The following is a 17,407-nucleotide window of genomic DNA, read 5'->3' as shown; positions in this document are numbered from 1 at the left end:
TTAATTAAAACTTAAACCGGGTTTCAACCCCAATCATCTCACCATCTAATTTATCATAGGAGCCAATCAGGCTCATCCGTCTGGTAAGCTCATACCGGAAACCAATCTTGTTGTTATCGTCATAACCAACACCCATGGTGTAGTTTAGCATAAACCGGTCGGTGAGATATTTGCCTATTTCTATATTGTACACTTCACGGTCACGGACCGTTTCACTGCTGTCCGCATCCAGTGTATCGCGCACCAGCCTGAATTCATCAAGGCCAAAGGCCTTACGGAAAGCGCTCTCCAGTTCAGCGACAAACCGTATTTGCAGTCCGGCGTCCAGCAGGGTCAAAAGCTCATCCCGGCCCAGCCCGGAATCGTCGCCATCCTGTTTATCGAAATAGCGGCTGCGCAGCGTTAAGAGGGAAAGGATTTCCTGTTGGCTCATCGCCGGCTCGGCAGTCAGGCGAAAATCCATTTCGCCAACCGGACCGTTGATGTCCAGAAAAATTCTGGTCCGGTCAAGGCGCGTCTCGGCATTCAGTCTAATAACCGGAGCGAACGAGCCCAACTGGGTAAATTCGGCGCTGGCTTCTTTAATGTTAAAGGGAGTTCTAAGATAACTGACCGTCCCCCTGCTGGCGGTAAGACGTCCGGAAACATCCGGCCGCCTGGTTGTGCCGCCAAATTTGACCCGGCCATCAGCCCATATATCATACATGTAGGGATTATACAGACGGACTTTTTTGCCGGCAATAACCTCCACATCCAGGGCAATATCGGGACTGTCGGCCGTCATCTCCGGCAGGTAGGGGATATCGGCGGTAGCATTCTCAAACACCAGCCGGCCGGCCAGCTTTGGCCGTCTGGGGCCACTGTCAAATGTCAGTTCTCCGTTTAACGGCCCTTTGAAGTATTTGTGCTTTACGCCAAGTTTATCTAATTTGAGGTTAAAATGATAATCATCCAACGTCAGGCCGCTCCATTTGGCGGAGCCGGTAAGACTATACGAGCCGCCCCCCATCAAGCCTTCAAACGTCTTTAAATTCATTTTATCACCGGCAAATTGAATATCAAGACCCACTTTTTGGATTGGATCAGCCAGTGACGTTAACTTCATCACGCCGTCTTTGACCAGAATACTGCCGGTCACCGTAGGTTGAACCAGCGTTCCCCCAATCGCCAATTCACCTTGCGTCCGGCCGACCGCCCAGGCGACTTCTTTGGTTAAGAGCGGCATAATGCTGAGATCGGCTTCATCCAGCCGCACCTTAAGATCCATCTGATCTTTCACCGCACCCTGTTGCCGCCCCTGGGCGGTAAGCGCCGCCACCGGAATAACGCCGTAAGCGCTGGCCCGGTAATTCCCTTTGGACAGCATCAGCTGATTGACGTTAATATTGCCCTGATCCAGCACCAGCAGCCCGTACAGGGAATCGAAGGTGGCGTTTGCCACTCCGCCGCCGGTGATTTCAAGGGATACATTAGCACTGGGGCTGTGGACAGTACCGGTCACCTGCGCGGCAAAATCGAGCTTGCCTTTTGTTTCTATACTGGAATCAAACCAATTGGTAATCAGCCCGGCATCAATATCCCGGCCGCCCACCTCCAGGTTCAGCGGCCCATCCAGGTCGGCGGTGCCGTAGACGGCCAGGATTCCCTGACCCTGCTGCGCCGTAAACTGCTTGACTGTGACAATATTATTGCTTAGCGCAACATCAATTTCAATATGATCCAGCGGATACTTTTTCAGTTGCCCATTGTTCAGCTGCCCGGTCAGGGCGACATTCGGCCTTGCCATATTCCCGCTAATGACAATTTTACCGTTAAGCCGGCCGTCGACGCCCTCCAGCGGGGTGTTAAGAATAGCCAGCAGGGCGGCCAGCTGACCGTTATCCACCTCAACATTGCCATAAATTTCTTCAGAAGAAAGATTTAAGCCCCCGGAGAAGGTAAAGCTTCCATCCCCCTGCCGGAAACCAAACGAAGTAATATCAATCTGATCACCGACAATATTAAGATTGCCGGCTACCTGCTCCAGCGGCTGGGCATTGAACGATAAACGCTCGGCCGACAGCCGGCCGGTAAACACCGGGCTGGTTGGCGTACCGCGCAATTTACCGGTAAAAGTAGCCTGACCGCCTATGGGGTAAGGGGAACGGAGATGCAGCTTGGCAATATCGACATCCTGAGCGGTAATATCCAAATCAAGCTGCTGATCGGGGTCAATCACGCCGCCAATTTTGACTTGCGTATTCAGCGAGTGGATGACAAAATCGCTAATGGTCGTCTGTCCGTTGCTCAGCGCATAGCCGCCTGAACCCCTGGCAATCAGAAAGCCGCGAAAACTGCCTTCAGACAGAACAATATGGCCGCTGGCCGAAATATTATTCAAAGGGCCGGTCAATCTGATATCGTTATCAACATTGCCGGTCAGCTGTTCCCCCGGTATCAGCAGCTTTACCAAATTCTCGGCCCGCGCCTGGCGGGACGAAACCGTCAGATCGACCACCTGAGCCCCGGCAAGGCCGATCGAACCGTCAATCGTATGCCTGGCCGCGCCATCGGTCAGCGCTACATTCTGCAGCACCAGCCGATCGTCAGACAAGCGGACTTTACCGCTGGCTGCGGTAAACGGCTGAGCCAAAACCTGCCCGTTGACTGCGGTAAATTCAGCCTGCAGATCAGGGTGCTCTGCCGTTCCGGCAACCGTACCGCTAAAGGCGGCTGTACCGTCAAGCTGCAGCTCCGGCTGGCGCGCAGCCAATACCTGTAAAGGCAGGCCATTGCCGCGGACGCTAAAGTTCAGGCGTCGATTGACCATGACGCCGCTGGCGGTGGCTGTGCCCTGGCCCAAACCGACATTAACGTAATCAATCGCCAGATCCGGACCATTTTTATAGAAGCTGCCGTTCAGCCCGTTAAAGGCGATTCCCTGATACCGCCCGGCATTCATTGAGGCCGTACCGAAGATAACGGCCCGGTCGATATCCTGATCGCCTACGGCAATAATATCAATATCGGCATAACCGCTCAAGCCGGGAACAAAATCGGCCAGCGCCGCACTGTCCAGCTGGCTGCCCCGGATATGCAGATTAAACTGCTGCGTCTGCAGTTCAACAGTACCCTGCGCGGCGACGCTTCCGCCCAGGAGCTTGCCCCGGAAATCCTCCAGCTGCAACAGTTGATCCGCATAACTTAAATCAATCTCGGCATCTTGTACTGTTTGCTCATACACCCGGGCCTGTTTTAAACTAAAATGACCGCTTACCTTGGGATTGGCAGCCAGGCCGGTAATATCGGCATCAAACGCAATCACGCCCTGGACAGGGAAATCAGCCTTTACCGCGGCCGGATCAAAGGCCGGCGAAGAGGCGGACAGGTTGAGAACCGGTTCAGTCGTAAAGGTGGTAATTTTCCCCCGCAATTTCAGCGGCTGTTCAAATACCTTGACAGTGTTAAACAAATTCAGGTCGTTTTCCGTAAACGTGATCAGACCCTGGATCTCCCGTAACGGAATATCATCAATCCGGATAGCGCCGTCATGAATGCGGGCTTCCCCTGCATAACTGATCCTGCCGTTATTTTGGCTTACTATCGCCTCAATTGCCGTGGCCGTACCCTCACTGAGCTGTATTGAACCATCCGCCGGCAACAGCGCTTGATAGTCCGCCAATGCCAGATGATCGGCTTTAATGGTTAAAGAGCCGTGCTTACCGCCCCAAAAACCACGGATATCGGCAGTAGCGGCTTGATGGGCAAAAGAGAGCTTAATCCCGGTTGCCGACTGCTGTTCCAGATTCAATGACCCGTTAATATTCTGCAGCCGCCATTGTCCGGCAGTGCTGTTGATCGTTGCAGTCCCCTCAATCAGACTGAGTTTAAGCCGCAGGGCTAAATCGCCGCTGGTTGTTGAATCCAGCAGGTCTTCGATATTCCATTGTCCGTCTGGCCGCTGGCTTAAGGTCATTACCGGCCTGACAACGGTGATCGCATTGATTGCGGCAATTGAGGTCTGCCCTTGCAGAATTCGCCACAGACTAATGGCTACATTTACTTCTTCCGCCGATAACAATAACTGATCCTTATGGTCATAGATGGAAATGCCATCAATTATAATTGAATTCAAAGCGCCAATTTTCATGGATCCCACTTGTACATTGGTGCCAATTGCTCCCGCAAGTTCAGAAGATAAGGCACTTGCGGCAGTAGCCATCAACTCTTGGCTTTTGTTCTGCCAGACAGCAGTTAGAGTCGCGGCCAATATTAAGACTGCTGCCATCAGCACTTTGGCCTTATACTTCATCATACGCCTCCCATAGATTTAAGTCTCGCTTATACTTCGACATGGGACCTGCGCCTTCCTGTGAGTATAATTTGGAATATAAGTCTACAGCATGTGCGGAAAAAACTGGTATCCTGGCGAATCAGAAAAAAACCCGCTGCTGCGGGTTGAAAGATTTTGCCGCAATACACATTGTACAACTATCCAGTCTGCCCGATGGTGCAGCGGTTAAAATCAAAACTTAGTTCACTGCTACACCCATCGCTTTATCCAAATCGGCCTTACTGGTATTATAGTCATACATTGCCTGAATATAATTGGTTTTCGCCGTAGCCAGAGCCAGCTGCGCATCCAGGACGTCCAGATTGGTACCCACACCGGCTGCATAGCGGACCTGAGCTATTTTAAAGTCTTCCTCAGCCTTATCAACTGCCACCTGGCTGGTTTCAATCCGTTTTTCCGCCTCTTTCAGGTTCAGAAAAGCCTGACGCACTTCAAGCTGAATGCTGTCCAGCGTCTGCCGAACCTGTTCAGTCGCCTTATTGACGCTGGAATCGGCCTGTTTCACTTTTGCTTTGGTCAGACCGGAATCAAACACACTCCAGCTGGCAGTTACGCCGACCGCCCAGGTGTTATTCTCATCACCGGGGAAACTGCTGTCGCTCCAGCCGGAATTAGCCCCAGCGCTGACGGTGGGACGGTTGCCGCTTTTCGCAATACGGATTTCCTGCTGGGCGCTTTTGACCGCCAGCTGGGCTTGTTCAGCCTCCGGACGGTTGGTTAGGGCATAATCAATGCTATTCGCCAAAGTCAGATCATATTGCTGATATTTCAAATCGTCTTTAATGGACAATTCACTATTCAGCGGCAGGCCGATGACGTTATTTAGACTGGATACCGCCAGATCATAGGTATTCTGAGCCTTAATCAGGTTCTGCTGTTCATTGGCCAATTCAACTTCTGAACGCAGCACATCAGATTTAGCCACCGTACCGACCGCATACTGGGCCTGGACATTTTTCAGGTGGGCGGTCAGATTATCCACCGATTGACGGTTGACCTCAAGCAAATTGCGGGCCTGCAAAACGGCAAAATAACCGTTTGTGGCATCCAGCTTCAACTGCTGCCTGGTTTTTTCCACTTCCAGATCAGACGACTGAAAGCCTAATTTGGCCTGCTCAATCTGCCCTTCCAGATTGCCGCTGGTATAAATAGGCATGCTAAGCGAAACACCGTTGCTGAAGCTGTTGCCAACCCCAATTCCGGCTCCGCTATCCCGGCGCTGGCTGCTATGACTTAAATCGACAGACGGCAGCTTAGCGCTTTTCGCCTGATTGACTGCCCAGGCGGCTGTTTCTTTTTCAGCCTGCACTATTTTTATTGCCGGATTATTATTCAAAGCCATGGCAATGCTGTCCTCCAGCGATAATTCAACCGGGGCAGCAAATACTGCAGTTGTGCTCAATACAAAATAACCACCTGCCAGTAAACTGGCAATACGCTTGTTCCAGACTCTCTTTCCTGCCATTGTATTTCCTCCTCGATGAATGCAAATGAAACTTTGTTGACTATGTAGTCACTTCCATTTCATTATAGTATTTGCTTTTTCCAGTGTCAATAAAAAGCGTGTCGGATTTATGGTATTTAGCTTACTTAAAAATTGCGCCTGATGCCAATATAGGTATTGTTGTCCTCGTCTTTATTCATATTATTGGCCTGAGCCACCACAAATAGATCGGGCGCTAACCGATACTGTGTACGCAGCTTAACCCTTACATCATTAGGGTCATAAACATCCAAAGACAGTTTCAGCTGTTTCCCCAGGCTCGAATCAATGCCAACGCCGGCCTTACTGTCAATGATTCCGGCCCGGCCGGCCAGTTTATCGGTGCCTGTGCCAAACTGAAGATTGGTTTTAGAATCCTGGCCAATATCATTTACGCCGATGACGGCAAAATCCCGCGGTGAAGTATGAAGTCGCACCTCAGCGTTGGTGCTGTAATTGCCGGAGTCGGAATCATATAACATTTCAACGCCGGTCTCGGCCTTGATATCAGTCACTTTCGTCAACATCCGGTCGGCCTTGGCCGAAACTGAACGGGCGTTCTTCAGCGTTTCCTTAATGTTTTCGGCAGTAGCCGGATCGCTTACAATGCCCTCCAGCGCTGCAGCCATGTTTTCCACCCGGACGCTGGTGCTGTGAAGATTGCCAATGGTTTCCCGCAAGTCTCTGGCCGTCTGCCCATTGTTGTCCACCCCGTCAATCATCTTATCCACCCTGGCGGCCACAGACCGGAGACTGGCGGACATTACCTCCAGATTGCTTACCATTGCCTGGATATCGGCCTCATTATTTACCGCCATTCTGGCCATCGCTGCGCTCATAGCATTGAGATTAGCGGTAATTGCCCTGGTGTTGACCACACTTTCTTTGAGTGAAGCCTTAAACGTTTCATCGCCAAAAACTTCATTCAGCGAATTGACCAGCTTCTGCACATCATGCAGTACCTGATCGGCGGTCGCCACCATCTGATCCAGCCCCTGAATATTTTCGCCCCGCACGGTTGCGCCGGGCGCCAGCACGCCTGAAGGCTCCCGGGGCGGTGCAATATCAATATACTTTTCCCCCAGCAACCCATCAGTTCCAATGCTGAATCTGGCTGTTTCCGGAATTTTCGTTCCCGTATGAATCAGCATTGTCACCTGAACGCCGGACGGAATCATCTGTACTGCGTTTACTTTGCCGATATCAACGCCGGCATAACGTACAAGATTTCCTTCCTTCAGACCGTTGACCTGGTTAAATACAGCATGAACCGGATAGCCTTGATCGCGAAAAGCAAAGCCCCCCAAATGAATAATCATATAGGTCAGCAACGCTATTGCCACGATCGTAATTGAGCCAACTTTGGCCTCAGTGCTTAACATCCTGCTTTTAACCTCCTTCGCGCTATTAGACCTGGTTTTTTTTCGCCATGAATAAATTGCTGGACAATAGGATTGTCGGAACCTTTTATCTCTTCAACTGTGCCGATTGCAATTATTTGGCCGCCATAAATCATGGCGATCCGGTCGGCGATGTTAAAAGCGCTGGACATGTGATGGGTAACAACAACCGAGGTAACCCCCATAATCCGTTTGGTGCTGGTAATTAACCGGTCAATCTTGCCGGACATAATGGGGTCGAGTCCGGCTGTCGGCTCATCATACAGCACAATCTGGGGGTTGGCGGCAATCGCCCGGGCTAAGCTTACCCGTTTTTTCATGCCGCCCGACAACTCATTGGGCATGACGTTTTCCTTGCCAAACAAGCCTACCATCCGCAGTTTCCGATTGACCACTCTGGCAATTTCAGCTTCAGTCATAGTGGTGTGCTGACGCAAGCCAAAAGCAACGTTATCGCCGACACTCATTGAGTCGAATAAAGCGGAGTATTGGAACACCATTCCCATCCGCAGTCTGATCCGGTTAAGCTCGTCTTCAGACAAGCCGGCGGTTGCCTGCCCGTCAATCCAAATCTCCCCGCCGGTTGGTTTAATCAGACCGACAATCAGCCTGAGCAGCGTACTTTTGCCTGAACCGCTGGGTCCAATAATGACCATTGTCTCGCCGGCGGCGATCTCCAGATTGATGTTTTCCAAAATTTGTTTCCCCTGATAATTCATGCTGATATTAGAAAGTCTGATCATAGCCCACCTCTTAACGGTATAACAACAGTGATAAAAAGTAATTAGCGGCAAAAATAAGCATGATTGAACTGACAACCGAACCGGTCGTGGCCTTGCCTACACCTTCGGCCCCGCCCGGTGCATTGAGGCCTTTATAACAGCCGACAATTGCAATAATGCCGCCAAACACGGCGGCCTTGACCAAACCGCCGGTAACATCGTTGACTACCGCGAACACCTTAATTGACTGCAGAAAGGTAAACGAGCCAATGCCGGAATATACAGTGGCTACGAGATAGCCGCCAATTGTCCCGATCACATCGGCAAAGACCACCAGCAAAGGCAGCATGACCATACAGGCAATCAGGCGGGGAACAACCAGATAGGCAATCGGGCTGATTGCCATTACCCGCAGGGCGTCGATCTGCTCGGTAACCTTCATTGAACCTATTTCAGCGGTTATCGCCGCTCCCACCCGGCCGGCCACGACCACTCCGGTGAGCACCGGAGCCAATTCGCGGCCCATAGCAATGGCAATGATGCCGCCAACGGACGATTGTGCGCCATATTTGATAAATTCCTGGGCAATTTGCACTGTCATTACCATGCCGGTGAATAAAATGGTCAGCATGACAATCGGCAGGGAATCAGCCCCCAAATGAGACATCTGATGCAAGACATGCCGGGCGTTGGGCCGTCGCCGCCAGAGCGCCGGATCATTCAATAACAGAACGACTCTGCCGCATTTTTCCAGGCCGTGAATGACCCAGCGGCCAACTTTTTCCAGATAAGCTGCAAGCATTGTCCATCTCCTACTCATTATTTTATGAAAGCGGTGTAAATTTAAGATATTCAATATTTTCAGCCTGTTCCCTGCTTTATGGCCGGATTTTATCCTGCCATTATCTGCAAGCAGCGTCTAACCGTCAAATTCACCGAGGCAAAAATTCAGCCCCGGCCGCCGTAAGACCGGGGCTGGGGCTGGTTGGCGCTATACGCACAGTTTAAGGTTGACGATCTACTCGTTCAATTTTTGGATATTCAGTATCACCTGTGTATCGTTATCCACAATGTAATCCGTCGCAAAGCAGGTTTTGGCTTTCTCCTTCGCCAACGCCTGGGCTGCCGGGCTTTCCTCAGCCATAGGCAGCTGCTCCGGCTTAAGCTGCGAACCGGTCAAATTAGATTCGGGGCCGGCTGCTGCAGCGCCAGCCTGCTGTTGTACCTCGCCGGGATTGAATTCCATGATTTCCACAACAAGGTCATTGTTGCGGTCATGCTCCTGGAACTCCTTGAGAACATCGGCGAACGGTTTATTCCGGTCCTGGCCCTGCGTTAAATCAATGCCTTGCTGCTTTAGCAACAGCTGCGTCACCGGAACCAGTCCCCCGCCGCGCACGACCAGCATCAACGGGCCTTCAGGCTGATTCGGCGGCACCACAAAAGGAACCATCCTGGTCGTCGGCTCGCCGCGATAAGGTTTAAGTTTAACTGCCAAGGTGACCGTATCGCCAGGCTTGGCGGATGGGGTTACCGGATGGGCTTCAATAATGGATGCCGTCCGGCGTTCCTCGCTAACCACAATATTTACCTTGACATCCATAATTTCCACCGGATTGTAATTATTGTTGGACAGCAAACTCATGGCCTCAAAAAATTCAGCAACCGTAATCTCGCCAATGCTGGCGGGACTATAAAACATATTCTCTCTTTTGATTACTTCGCCCGGCATATCCCGGGCCATAATTTCGAAGCTGACTTTGGCGGTGCCGGCGCCGGCCCGGTCCATCGTTCTGTCAACGGCATTGAAAACCGCCGAAGCCGATAATGCCGGAGCCAATTGCTCATCATCCACGATCTGTACGGCAAAATCCTTGGTCTGGCCCAGCTGTTCATCGGTTACCTTAATCCGTACCGGCACAACGCTGGGATACTTGTTCAGCTGTCCAGCAATGCCGGCGCTGCGATCCTGATTAATTAACCCCAGTGCCTCACCGGTAGCGCCGACTTTAAAGCCGCTCTCCAAGGCGTCAACTGCGGTAAAAATATACGCATTTGTCAAAAAGTAGCTGGTATTGCCTTTACGTAAAAACGGATGGCCAAAAGCCAGCACTTTGTCATTTTCAACATAGGTAACCGTCCCCAGGGCGCTCAGGCTAAGATCGCCGCGAATTAATTCCAGGCCAACAGCGCTGCCTGGTTCAAGCGGCCCGAAGTCCGTTCCGTCCGGCATACCGCCAACGGCGTAAGGCACCATATTTAATGGTTTAAGTTTATCTGCCAGCATTTTTAAGGCCGGTTCGGTAAAACCAGCCGCCATTACCGGCGTGGCCATGGCCTCAAAATCGGCGCTGATATCGACCTGCTTAAACACCCGGTTGTTTTTGGGATCAGGCGCTTCCCAAAGCTTCAACATATCGCCAATTGGCGTAACCATGCCGATACGATGATCACTGAGCGGCCAGCCGTAAGCAATAGCGCCTGCCAGCTTGCCGTCAATATAGACCGGACTGCCGCTCATTCCCTGGACAATCCCGCCGGTGCGGTCAATTACATCGCCATATGTACGGACAAGAATCAAGTCTCCGGATGGTCCCTTGTTATTCATTATCCCTAATACCTCAACGCCAAATTCTTCAATTTTAGCGCCTGCAATCACAGTCTTGGCAATGCCCTGCATGCCGGGCTTAATCTGATTCACCGGTATAAAACCGGCGGCGGCCGCATTGCCGGCAGCAGCCGGAAACACCAGGAACACGATGAGCAGCGCCAGGAACTGCTTTACTAACTTTGACAAACAGACCATCCTCTCCCTCATTTACGCGTTGTTTCAATTCTTACTACAACAGCGCCGCTGCGAATGCTGTCGCCATTTTTAACCAAAACTTCTTTCACTATACCATCATTGGTAGCCCGCGCCGCCGGCTGACCACCGGTGATTGTGTCAATGCGAACCAGTATGTCGCCTTCCCGTACGGTTGCGCCGGCCGGCACTACCGATGTGACTTTACCTGACAATACTGCTTTCTGGTCAATGAGCGCATTGGCGGAAACCGTCCAAATGCCCAAAGCCGCAACCAGTACAAGTGTGATTACCAATATTGTTTTGCGATGAAGCATAATTAACACCCCCTGCTACCTTTAATTATACAGGATAAATGTCAATTGGCAAGTTTAATCGGCGATTCCGGCATTACGGTCAAGGCGCTGCCAACCCGCCGTTCACGCCGGTCGGAGGGCTTGTTGACAATCTTCCCATTAACTACCATCTCGCTGGAGCCGCCGCCGTCCAGGTTCATAGCCTGGACGGCACCGGCTTCCTGCATAAACAGGGCCAGCTCCAATAAGGAAAAGCCCATACTGCCATATTGGCGGCCATCAACAACCGCCAGCAAGATATGTCCGTCCTCGGTTATGCCCACTGCCGTCCGGGGCGCTCTGCCCCCGGCGACATCAGCGCCGAATTTTTCAATTTTCGTCGACAGATATACACTGTTATTTTTAACCAGCGCAGGCCCCGCGCCCACCACATGCAGGGTTTTATCCCAGACCGGCCCCAGTGTCTGAAAGACCCTGACCGTATCGCCAACCTGCAGCTTCGCCAGCTGATCAGCGGCTGCGCCGTGCGCCGACAGTACAATGCCGTCAGGTTCCAGGGGCGTGTTATTTACATGAATCGAAACGACTTTATCCTGTTTCACCACATACTCCGCCCCATATTGATTGGTATCCGTGGCCGGGCCATAATAGCTATTGTACACGACCAGACTGTCCTGGCCGCGTCTCTGATTGATACCGGCAACAGGAAAATTGGCGCCGTCAGGCAGTACTACGGTTCCCTCGTATTCAACCGGGCCAATGATCGCCTGACCATCCGGCATAATGCCCAAAGCCGTTCTGGCCAAGTCCCCGGTACTTACGATTGTGTGATTGATTTTGGTCAGACCCAGCAGTTCGCCATGTAAGCTGAAATAAGAAGCATTCACCGCGGCGACTGCCTTCGTGCGGTCAGCCATTGATTTTACTGTTTCCAGATTCACGATGGCATCGTTGGATAAAACCGGCTGGATAACCCAGCCGGATTTCGGCTCAATCTCCAGAAGATAAGCGGCAATCGGCCCTTCCGGCCGGCCGCGCAGCAGCGTGGTAAGCTTCACTCCGGGTGCAACCTCTTCCTGGACCTTCTGCTCATACTCCTTCATGACGTCGACAACCAGACGATTGGGTCCGGTTAAAGTAAACGCCTTATACAGTACCGCTCTATTCAGTTCGACAGCAATCTTAAGCCCGTCCGGCGAAGTACCGCCAAAAGTCAGGCGCTTGACCGCGGGATCGGAAAAAGTCATTGCCGGCAACACAGCCTGATCCACTTTGCCGGCAAATTCGATGACCAAAGCCGCCGGGTTCTCCGTCAGCGAAATTTTATAATCAGGCAGCTGATCCAGGTCAAATACCAAACGGACCGTCTGTGCTGTCTGGCTATAGCGGACCTGCTTGACCAGGGCCGCCGGCGCCGCCTCTGTTGCGGACACGGCAATAAGGAAAGTTACAAACAGCGCGAGCAAAATCTTTTTCATTATTTATATCCTCCGTTAAGGCCAAATTGGAAACAGCCTGCACCGCGACCGGCCGGCTGCCTGCGTGTTCCGCCCTATAAAGGCGAAAGCCAGGCTTTAGCGAGCCTGGCTTTTATTTTGCGCTCCGCTGGCTGCCGTTAGCTGACGGTAAAGCATATCAGCCAACCCCATTCCACCAGCTTGAGACATATTCTTAGTGGTTTCACTGTCCAGCATTGACTGCATGATGGCTTCACCTGAAGAATTGCCCGTCAGCCCCGACTTGGGTACAGTATCCCGCATTTTTGAGAGCAACAGATTAAGAAAGACGGCTTCCATATCCCGGCAGACCGCTTTCAGCTTGGCTGTATCCTGATCATCGCCTGCCGCGGCGGCAGCTTTAAGCTGAACGGCAAAATCACCGTCTGCCTGGCCTTGCCCCGAATTGAATTGATTCATCAAAAACTTTGTCCCAATAGAGTTTATTTGCATATGTTCATCACCTGCCGTCAGATAATCTGCAGATCGGCGTGCAGCGCCCCGGCTGCCTTAATCGCCTGCAGGATAGAAATAATATCGCGCGGGGTAGCGCCAACCGCATTCAACGAGTTGACCACATCGCTGACGTTGGCCGTCGCCGGCAATACAATGAGGCTGCCGGCCTCCTCTTCAACATCAAGCTCAGTATTGGTCGTCGTTTCGGTATTGCCGTAAGAGAACGGCGGCGGCTGAGATACGTCTGTTGTTTTGGTTATTTTAATATTCAGCCCGCCCTGAGCCACTGCAACTTCATCAATCGCCACATTGCCGCCCATCACAACCGTACCGGTCCGTTCGTTCACGATTACCCTGGCAATATTGTCGGGAGCCACGGCCAGTTCCTCCACCGCAGCAACAAAACCAACCACATTATTGCGGTACGCTCCCGGTATGCTGATTTCCACCGTACCGGGATCGCGGGCAATGGAAATACCGCCGAAACGATCGTCAATCGCATTACTGATCCTGCTGGCAGTGGTAAAATCAGGTTGATTTAATGACAGCCGGATGGTTCCTTCATTACTGAATTCCATCGGCACATCCTGTTCAACAATAGCGCCGTTCGGCGTAGTGCCTACGGTCGGAAAGTTTTTCTGCTGGCTGCCGCTGCGGCCGCCGGCAGCAAACCCGCCGGTGGACACCGCCCCCTGGGCTACCGCATAAACCTGCCCGTTGGCAGCCCGGAGCGGCGTCTGAATCAAAGTTCCGCCCTGCAGGCTTTTGGCATCACCGATCGAGGATACCGTGATATCAATGGTATCGCCCGGTTTGGCAAACGGCGGCAGTTGAGCGGTAACCACCGCCGCCGCGACATTTTTCATTTTCAGATCAGATATATCCCCAGCGGTTAATACAATACCAAAGGTTTTCAGCATATTGGCAATAGACTGAATGGTTTCCTGTATTTTATTGGAATCCCCGGTTCCAGCCAACCCCACAACCAAGCCATAGCCGACCAGCTGGTTGGAACGAACTCCCTGGACTTTGGCGACATCCTTGACCCGGCTAACGGCGAACGGCGCGGCGGCAACCGGCGCCAGCATGCCGCTGAGCAGCATAAGCACGGTAAAAAGGGCAACTAGATTACGCATAATAGCCTCCACTAAAACAAGAAATTGAATATTTGGGTCAGAATACCCTGACGTTGTTTATTGGCAAGCGGTCCTTTACCGTCAATTCTGAGCTGCGCATCAGCCACATAATTGGATAACACCGTATTGTCGGACATAATATCATACGGACGGACACTGCCGGTTATCGTAATTTTCTGTTCTTCACCATTCTGCTTGATGCTTTGCGTGCCGGAAACAATCAGATCGCCGTTTGGCTTGACCTCAGTAACCTGAACCGTAATTCTGCCGGTTACTTTATTCGTATTGTTAATTGACCCCTGCGCTTTAAAACTGTCACTGCTGCCGGCGCTGGCCTCAGCCAGGAATTTAAAAATTCCCACGCCGGCGTCGGCCCCCACATTCGCCGATTTATTGTTGCTGGCGTTGCCGGTGCGGCTGGCATTGGAAGTTTCATTGATAATAATGGTCAGCGAATCGCCAACCCCCTTGGCTTTAATATCACTGAACAAGCCGGCGGTCGCTGCAGTATCGGTCCAAAGGGAAGCGGCCAGTGCACCGGAAACCGGTCCGGCCATCATCAGCAGCACCAGCATGACGGCCAGTGCGGTTTTTCCCAACTGATTCATTTTGGCATCACTCTCCGTTATATATTATCCACCTGGACGGTTATTGCATCCAGCACTCTGGCGGAAAGAATTTTTTTTGATACAAAATTCTGAACGCGGATCATATCGCCGGCGCCGCCATCCTGCATCGCCTGTCCGGCGGTCTGGACTTCAATCCCGCCCACCCGGGCCAAAATCGTCACATGATTGCCGCGTTTCACCAATACCGGCTTTTCCAGACTGCGGTTGTTTACTATGGCCCCCGGCGTCAAAGAACGCCGGACCATTAAGCCCGCAACCCTGCCGATATCGGTAAAGTAGCCGGGGGACAATTTACTGGTATCCATCCGTTCATAACGTAAATCCTGCGGCAGCAGGATCTGATTCTTGTCAATCAGCTTGTCCGCTACCACCACCGACTGAAAGTACTTAACGTCAAAACTGACGTTCCGCCGGTTGTACAACTGATGATCAAGCATAATATTGATCCTGGCCACCGTCGGCGTAGTGTAACGAACCCCATAAGGCAGATCCACCGTCAGAAAGACGTCGCCCTGCGGCAGCGTGAGATCCGGGGCCGGAACCGCCAGGACAATCGATAAATCCGCCTCATTGAGGGACTGGCCGATCTTGTCTTTAATCGCCTCTATCGCAGCTGCTGTCAGCATGGCGCCGCTAAGCTTCTGCGACCCGGTAGTCACCTTGATTTTCGCCGGAACCTGCCAGACAATATCGCCGTACCTGGCGTCGGCCGAAGCCAGGCGCATTGTTAATAGTTTATCGGTCAGCACTAAGCTGCCGCCGGGCGGCGGGGCGCTGCCCAGAGTAAGCTGCGCCATACGCAGCACTTTATCCGAATCGGCTCCGGAGATTTCAGCAAGCTCGCCCAGAGTAATCAGCGGCCCCCGTACGACGGCTTCCTCGGCAACCGTTACGGTAATCGCCCCGGCCTGCGCCGCCATCGGGAATAGGTATAAACACAGCAGTAAAAAACAACAAAACAGTGCTTTTTTAACCATAGCTCCGCCTAGCGTTTTAAATTATTGGCCTGACTCAGCATGTCATCCGAAGTGGTAATCGCTTTGGAATTGGTCTCATAAGCTCTTTGCGCCACAATCATATTGACCATCTCTTCAACAACCTGAACATTGGACATTTCCAGATATTTCTGCACGAGCGTCCCTGCGCCGTCAGTTCCCGGATTAACAACCACCGGCGCACCGGAAGCCGCGGTTTCCCTGACCAGGTTCCGGCCGATATTCTCCAAACCGGCCGGGTTAATAAAGCGGGCCAGCTCAATCTGGCCGATTTCCTCAGGATCCTGGCCGGGCAGGCTTACCGACACCACACCTTCAGCCGATATGGTAAGATCCAGCGCTTCTTCGGGAACGGCAATCTCAGGATCCAGCGCATAACCTTCCGAAGTGACAAGCCGTCCGTTCTCATCTTTTTTAAAGGAACCGTCCCTGGTATAAGCAATCGTGCCGTCCGGCATGGCAATTTGAAAGAAACCGTCGCCTTCTATCGCAATATCATAAGAATTGCCGGTGCTTTGGAAACTGCCCTGGGTATAGATCTTTTGCGTCGCCACAAGCCGGGTGCCATGACCGATCTGAACGCCTGTCGGCAATTGGTTGTCAGGACCGGTGGTCGTGCCGGCCTGCCGTATGGTCTGATACATTAAGTCCTGAAAATCAGAACGGCTTTTTTTGAAGCCGGTAGTATTCACGTTTGCCAGATTATTGGAAACCACATCAAGATTAGACTGCTGAGCTGTCATGCCTGACGCCGCTGTCCAGAGTGAGCGCATCATAAATTTAGTACCTCCCGAATTTATGGTATTCAACTGTTTCCGTCATTCAACAGTTTAAGGCCTCCTGAGCGGTCCAGCCTTCTATCTATACATCGTACAAAAAGCGAAAAATATTAAGTTAATTTTTAGCGGTTTTTCTAAACCCTGCCAACCTCGTTAACCGCTTTGTCCAAAATTTGATCCTGAGACTGCACCGTCTTGGCATTGGCCTCATAAGTCCGGTAACTGTTGATCAAATTTACCATTTCAGCTACCACGTTTACATTGGCACCTTCTATGTGCCCCTGCAATACCCGCCCGGCCGCAGGCTGTGGCTGAAGGTCAGGCGCAGCGGCATACAGGCTTGAACCTTCCTTGGTCAGTTGCTGTTCGTCGGCAAAGCCCACGAGCTGCAGCTGATCGGCCGGCAGGTCATCAACCAGAATCTGGCCGGTTTCGGTCACTGTCATTGTATTGCCGTTAATCCGGACAGGCCCGTTCTGCCCCAGAACCCGGTTGCCGTCCTGGGTAACGAGATCGCCAACAACGTTTTTGGCAAAAGTGCCGTTGCGCGTATAACGGACTCCGGCCGGAGTTTCAACAGCAAAAAAACCCGGCCCCTCAATCGCCAGATCAAAGTCATTGCCAGTCTGGCGGGTTACACCCTGCGCCTGGATTGTGGCGATTTCATCAATCTGCGTGCCCCGTCCCAGGCTGCCGACAGCCTGGGTGTTGTTGCCGTCGTTGACCCGGTACAGCAGCATTTCGCCAAATTCGGTGTTGACCGCCACATCCTTTTTATAACCCGCAGTATTGACATTTGCCAGATTATTGGCGGTAGCATCCGTCCGGATGGTTTCGGCGATCATGCCGGAAGCTCCGGTATACAGTCCACGAATCATA

Annotated in this window: 14 protein-coding genes; all 14 read right to left on the bottom strand. The window is 52.1% G+C overall.

Annotated features, from left to right (window positions below; translation table 11 throughout):
* Nucleotides 1–4: 4 nt before the first annotated feature.
* The 14 genes from BLR06_RS08115 to flgF all read right to left on the bottom strand — a co-directional run bounded on the left by BLR06_RS08115 (nucleotide 5) and on the right by flgF (nucleotide 17,406).
* Nucleotides 5–4,294 (bottom strand): translocation/assembly module TamB domain-containing protein, encoded by a 4,290-nt coding sequence (locus BLR06_RS08115; protein ID WP_092071077.1) that lies wholly within the window; start codon nucleotides 4,292–4,294, stop codon nucleotides 5–7.
* Between the two features lie 217 nt (nucleotides 4,295–4,511).
* A complete protein-coding gene (locus BLR06_RS08110; protein ID WP_092071074.1) occupies nucleotides 4,512–5,798 on the bottom strand; it encodes a TolC family protein in 1,287 nt (428 codons plus the stop codon).
* 125 nt (nucleotides 5,799–5,923) lie between these two features.
* Nucleotides 5,924–7,198 (bottom strand): MlaD family protein, encoded by a 1,275-nt coding sequence (locus BLR06_RS08105; protein WP_092071071.1) that lies wholly within the window; start codon nucleotides 7,196–7,198, stop codon nucleotides 5,924–5,926.
* On the bottom strand, nucleotides 7,192–7,959 hold the full coding sequence (locus BLR06_RS08100; RefSeq protein ID WP_092071068.1) for an ABC transporter ATP-binding protein: 768 nt from the start codon (nucleotides 7,957–7,959) through the stop codon (nucleotides 7,192–7,194). Before BLR06_RS08100 ends, BLR06_RS08105 begins: the two co-directional genes overlap by 7 nt.
* Before the next feature lie 10 nt (nucleotides 7,960–7,969).
* The gene (locus tag BLR06_RS08095) at nucleotides 7,970–8,740 is read right to left on the bottom strand and encodes an MlaE family ABC transporter permease (RefSeq protein ID WP_092071065.1); all 771 of its coding nucleotides are present in this window, start codon (nucleotides 8,738–8,740) and stop codon (nucleotides 7,970–7,972) included.
* Nucleotides 8,741–8,956: 216 nt separating this feature from the next.
* The gene (locus BLR06_RS08085; RefSeq protein WP_092071059.1) at nucleotides 8,957–10,744 is read right to left on the bottom strand and encodes a SpoIVB peptidase S55 domain-containing protein; all 1,788 of its coding nucleotides are present in this window, start codon (nucleotides 10,742–10,744) and stop codon (nucleotides 8,957–8,959) included.
* Nucleotides 10,745–10,752: 8 nt separating this feature from the next.
* Nucleotides 10,753–11,058, bottom strand: coding sequence for a hypothetical protein (locus BLR06_RS08080; RefSeq protein ID WP_092071056.1), 306 nt, complete (start codon nucleotides 11,056–11,058; stop codon nucleotides 10,753–10,755).
* Nucleotides 11,059–11,099: 41 nt separating this feature from the next.
* Nucleotides 11,100–12,515: a phosphodiester glycosidase family protein gene (locus BLR06_RS08075; RefSeq protein ID WP_092071053.1), complete on the bottom strand. Its 1,416-nt coding sequence runs from the start codon at nucleotides 12,513–12,515 to the stop codon at nucleotides 11,100–11,102.
* 96 nt (nucleotides 12,516–12,611) lie between these two features.
* The gene (locus BLR06_RS08070) at nucleotides 12,612–12,986 is read right to left on the bottom strand and encodes a rod-binding protein (RefSeq protein WP_092071050.1); all 375 of its coding nucleotides are present in this window, start codon (nucleotides 12,984–12,986) and stop codon (nucleotides 12,612–12,614) included.
* Between the two features lie 17 nt (nucleotides 12,987–13,003).
* On the bottom strand, nucleotides 13,004–14,125 hold the full coding sequence (locus tag BLR06_RS08065; RefSeq protein ID WP_092071047.1) for a flagellar basal body P-ring protein FlgI: 1,122 nt from the start codon (nucleotides 14,123–14,125) through the stop codon (nucleotides 13,004–13,006).
* A gap of 11 nt (nucleotides 14,126–14,136) precedes the next feature.
* The gene (locus BLR06_RS08060; protein ID WP_092071044.1) at nucleotides 14,137–14,733 is read right to left on the bottom strand and encodes a flagellar basal body L-ring protein FlgH; all 597 of its coding nucleotides are present in this window, start codon (nucleotides 14,731–14,733) and stop codon (nucleotides 14,137–14,139) included.
* A 17-nt stretch (nucleotides 14,734–14,750) separates the two neighbouring features.
* Complete coding sequence (gene flgA, locus BLR06_RS08055; RefSeq protein WP_092071041.1) at nucleotides 14,751–15,731, bottom strand: flagellar basal body P-ring formation chaperone FlgA; 981 nt, start codon at nucleotides 15,729–15,731, stop codon at nucleotides 14,751–14,753.
* An 8-nt stretch (nucleotides 15,732–15,739) separates the two neighbouring features.
* The gene (gene flgG / locus BLR06_RS08050) at nucleotides 15,740–16,525 is read right to left on the bottom strand and encodes a flagellar basal-body rod protein FlgG (protein WP_092071038.1); all 786 of its coding nucleotides are present in this window, start codon (nucleotides 16,523–16,525) and stop codon (nucleotides 15,740–15,742) included.
* Nucleotides 16,526–16,662: 137 nt separating this feature from the next.
* A complete protein-coding gene (flgF, locus tag BLR06_RS08045) occupies nucleotides 16,663–17,406 on the bottom strand; it encodes a flagellar basal-body rod protein FlgF (RefSeq protein WP_092071035.1) in 744 nt (247 codons plus the stop codon).
* Nucleotide 17,407 lies beyond the last annotated feature (1 nt).

This window comes from Dendrosporobacter quercicolus, from assembly GCF_900104455.1.
Lineage (GTDB): Bacteria > Bacillota > Negativicutes > DSM-1736 > Dendrosporobacteraceae > Dendrosporobacter > Dendrosporobacter quercicolus.
Note: the sequence above shows the minus strand (reverse complement) of the source record. Positions and strands in the feature narration are given on the sequence as shown.